At 38.5% G+C, this 2,096-nt stretch carries 1 protein-coding gene; it reads left to right on the top strand.

Going from position 1 to position 2,096, the window contains the following annotated elements; all coding sequences use genetic code 11:
* Positions 1 to 2,096: molybdopterin dinucleotide binding domain-containing protein (locus HG1285_RS03690; protein WP_008288816.1), on the top strand; the 2,096-nt coding region annotated here is incomplete at both ends.

Below are 2,096 nucleotides of genomic sequence, written 5' to 3'. Positions count from 1 at the left end.
AAGATAAAGAATATCTAAACTATCTTAAAAAGGAAGGTCTAATATCAAAAGTTCCTGAAGGTGAAACTTTTGATGACTTTATTTCTGTTTTAAAAGAAATCTATGCTCCATATACTTTTGAATGGGCAGCAGAAGAAACTAAAGTACCTATAGACAGACTTGAAAAACTTTACGAATTAATACTTTGGGCTGGAGATAGAATTACTTCTTACTTCTGGAGAGCCCAGGCTGCAGGAAACCGTGGTGGTTGGATGCATGCAGGTAGAACAGGAAACTTCTTACTTGCTTTAACAGGTTCTATTGGCGGAGTTGGTGGAACAGGATGGCACCACTGGCATTCACTTGGAGTTGGAAACAATGGTGGAGCGTCTACATTAAAAGACAAACCTAAACCTGTAGATGCCTGGAGTGAACTGCTCTGGCCGCCAGAATGGCCTATTGCAGCTTATGAGTTAAGTATAATCCTTCCACACTTACTTTCTGATGATGAATGGAGAAAAAAATGGGAGAAAAGAGGACTTAAAATACCTGATAAAATAGAAGTGTGGATAGGAAGAATGTACAACCCTGTATGGACTAACCCAGATGGGTTCAGATGGATAGAAACTTTGACAGATGAAAATAAATTTGGATTGACAGTTCATTTATCTCCAACATGGTCAGAAACAAGCTGGCATGTTGATTACATACTTCCTGTTGGTCTTGCAGGTGAAAGACACGACAACCAGACTGCTGAAACAAAACCAGAAAGATGGACTGCATTCAGACAGCCTGTATTAAGGGTTGCACTTCAAAAAATGGGATGGAAACCTGAAAATCCTGCAAGAGCTACACTTGAAGCTCACAAAAAAGTTGGACTTGGTGAAGTATGGGAAGATGATGAATTCTGGATTAATCTTGCATGGGCTATAGACCCAGACGGCTCACTTGGTATAAGACAGTACTGGGAGTCTAAGAAAAATCCAGGACAACCTGTTACAGTTGAAGAATGGTACAATGCATGTTTCTCTACAATACCAGGCCTCAAGAAAATATGTGAAAAGATGGGAATTACCCCTTATGAATACATGAGAGATAGAGGTGCTTGGACAGAGGAAACTAACGTTTACAACGTGATGGAAAGGGAAGTTCCTTATGACCCTGTTAAGAAAGCAATAAAAGTAAAAGGAAAATGGATACCTCTTTCTGAATGTGAAATTGATGAAAATGGAGCTGTATTCTTAAAACACCACAACGCTAAAAAATATCACTCTGAAAGACACATACTTGCAGTTAAAAAAGATGGTAAATTCTTAAAAGGTTTCCATACTGCTACAGGACACCTTGAGTACTACTCAAAAACCCTTGTAGAATTTGGCTGGCCTGAATATGCTATTCCTATTTATCCAAGAACTGATGAACAAAGAAAGAAATGGATACATATCTTATCTCACGTTCACCACTCTTACATGAATGAAGAAAATGCATTTGTTCTAAACCCAATATTCAGACTTGTTTACAACATTCACACCCGTTCTGTAAACGCTAAATGGCTTATGGAAATTTCTCAAAACCACAACCCTGTATGGATACATGAAAGTGATGCTAAAAGACTCGGCATTAAGAGAGGTGAACCTGTTAAATTAAGAGTTATTGATACACTAACAGGTATAGAAACAGGATACTTTGTTGGTATGGCTATGCCTACACAGGCTATAAGACCGGGTGTTGTTGCATGTTCTCACCATCAAGGTAGATGGAGAGTTAGAAACTTTGTAAATGTTGATGGATTTAACCAGCCTTTAGGTGTAATGACATTTGGTTCTTCAAGAGTAGAAATAAACAGAAATGGAAATACCTGGAGCATGAGAGTAAAAGAAGGAGCTCTTCCAAGAGATATTGAGATTAAACACAGTGAGAAATGGTTAAAATGGCCTTATCCTAAATTTAACGAGGATATTAAAGAAGTTTGGTGGAAAGCAACTACCGGTGTATGGCAGAACGCAGTATTCCCTCCAAACCCTGACCCACTTTCAGGTATGCAGTGCTGGCATAAAAAAGTACTCTTAGAAAAAGGTGGTCCAGATGATAGAATCGGTGATGTGGTAGTAAATACA

The sequence above is a fragment of the Hydrogenivirga sp. 128-5-R1-1 genome, assembly GCF_000171895.1.
Note: the sequence above shows the minus strand (reverse complement) of the source record. Positions and strands in the feature narration are given on the sequence as shown.